This window comes from Stenotrophomonas sp. HMWF003 (genome assembly GCF_003061285.1).
GTDB lineage: Bacteria > Pseudomonadota > Gammaproteobacteria > Xanthomonadales > Xanthomonadaceae > Stenotrophomonas > Stenotrophomonas maltophilia_AP.
The window spans coordinates 1-2,183 of record NZ_QAIW01000366.1 but is presented as its reverse complement, the minus strand read 5'-3'; the positions used below and the strand labels follow the sequence as shown (position 1 = coordinate 2,183).

Below are 2,183 nucleotides of genomic sequence, written 5' to 3'. Positions count from 1 at the left end.
GTGTACGGGGGCGGTGGGGGTGAGGGTGCTGTCTTCAGTGCTCATCGTCAGTCCATGCAGTGCGCAGGTGTCGCGTCGCGATGGAGGCATCGCGACGACCGGGCGGGCGTCATGGAGGCAGGGGGATCATCCCCGGAAGGGTCCGGGTAGTACGCTCGCTTCCAGGCGCTGTTCGGGTGGTCATGCCGCGTGGCCAGCGAGGCCTGCAGGGGCATGACGGGGAACCGGGCCTGGCGGAAGCGGGGAGCCGATGAACACAACATAGTGTGGGTCTGCCTCATCGTCAACATCATATGTTGGGGTGAGGCGACCACGAATGTGACCAAACGCCGCAGCCGATCGGCGGTGCGCGGCGTGTGGCGGCCGTGCGTCGATCCACGATCAGGCGGAAGGCAGCCGACCCACGACCGGCTCTACCAATACCCCAGCACCTTCCACCACGCGCCACCCACCACGGCAAACACCATCAGCTCGAACACGCACATCACAAACCCGACCCGCCACCACGTGCCCAGGCTGACGTAGCCGCTGCCGAAGATGATCGGCGAGGTGCCGGTGGCGTAGTGGGTGAGGGTCATCATGATTGCCGAGCCGGCGGTCATCATCAGCATGAAGGGCACCACGTACTCGGCCGGAATCAACAAGGCGCCCACGCCGAGGAAGGCCAGCAGCATCGCGCTGATGTGCGCGGTGGTGCTGGCGAACAGGTAGTGCGAGAACACGAACGCCAGCACCAGCACCGCGGCGATGGCCTCCCAGCCCATGCCGCTGGCGACGATGGCCCCCTTCATGCCCTCGGAGAACCAGCCGATGACGCCGAGCTTGTTGAGCTGCTCGGCCATCATCACCAGCGCGCCGAACCACACCAGCGTGTCCCAGGCGCTCTTTTCCGACAGCACGTCGTCCCAGTCGATGGTGCCGGTGATGATCAGCACGAACAGGCCGAGGAAGGCGACCACGGTGGGATCCAGCGTCCAGGCCGGCCCGAACAGCATCGCCGGCACGTTCGCCCACAGCACCAGCAGCAAGCCGAAGGTGCCCATCATCACCTTCTCCTTCGGTGCCAGCGGCCCCATCCGCGCCAGTTCGGCGCGCGCGTAGTCCACCGCGTTCGGCGTGGCCTTCAGTTGTGGCGGCGACAACAGGTAGATCACCAGCGGCATCAGCAGCAGGCACACCAGACCGGGCACCAGCATGCACAGCGCCCAGGTGGTCCAGGTGAGGTGGAACTGCTGGCCAGTGGCCTTGGCCACGTAATCCACCACCAGCGGGTTGGGCGCGGTGGCGGTGAGGAACATCGCCGAGGTGATCGGGTTGGCGTGGTAGTTGACCAGCGCCAGGTAGGTGCCAACCTTGCCCTCGGTGCCTTTGGCTGGGTCCGAATCGAACGCGTTGGCGATCGAGCGCATCACCGGGTGCACGATGCCGCCGCCGCGGGCGGTGTTGCTGGGCGTGAACGGGGCCAGCACCAGCTCGCATACCGCCAGGCCATAGCCCACGCCCAGCGTGCGCTTGCCGAGCAGGGCGATGAACATCAGGCCGATGCGGCTGCCCAACCCGGTCTTCTTCAGGCCGCGCGAGATCAGGATCGCCACCACGATCAGCCAGATCAGCGGGCTGGCGAAACTGCTGAGTGCATCGGTGATGGCGCCCTTGGACGAGGTCGAGGTGACCTGCGACAACGACACGATGACGATCGCCATCATCGCCATCACCCCGATCGGCATCACCTTGAGGATGATCGCCACGATGGTGGTCAGGAAGATCGCCACCAGTCCCCAGGCCTTGGGCGTGAGTCCGGCCGGGCAGGGCAGCAGCAACAGGGTGACCAGCACCGCCGTGGCGATCAGCGCCGGCACCAGCCGGAACGGCACCGCCCCGTTGAAGTAGCGGAACAGGTCCTGCAGTCGCTTGAGCATCGCGGGGTCCTTGCGGCGGGTGCGGAATTACTTGAACGGCAGTGAGCGCAACTGTTGCAGGCGTTGCAGCGCCAGCTCGGCATGCACCTTGGCGTTGTCGGGGTCGGTCAGTTCGGTGGCCATCGGCGATGCGGCGGCCTCACGCGCGGCACGGGCGCGGGCGTCATCCAGGTTTTCGCTGCGCAGGCCCAGGTCGGCCAGCACGATCACCTTGCCCGGCTGCACCTCCACATGCCCGCCCGATACGTACACGTGCAGCGGCGG

Annotated in this window: 1 protein-coding gene and 1 pseudogene; both read right to left on the bottom strand. The window is 66.5% G+C overall.

What is annotated here, in order from left to right; translation table 11 throughout:
- Positions 1-413: 413 nt before the first annotated feature.
- Entirely contained in the window at positions 414-1,919 is a 1,506-nt protein-coding gene (locus DBR34_RS15030) for a DASS family sodium-coupled anion symporter (RefSeq protein WP_128097395.1), read from the bottom strand.
- 27 nt (positions 1,920-1,946) lie between these two features.
- Positions 1,947-2,183 (bottom strand): annotated as a pseudogene (locus DBR34_RS21455) (ATP synthase F1 subunit epsilon); the annotation flags it as partial.

Coding starts and splice junctions, on each gene's coding strand:
- DBR34_RS15030 (WP_128097395.1), bottom strand. CDS start 1,919: ATGCTCAAGCGACTGCAGGACCTGTTCCGCTACTTCAACGGGGCGGTG.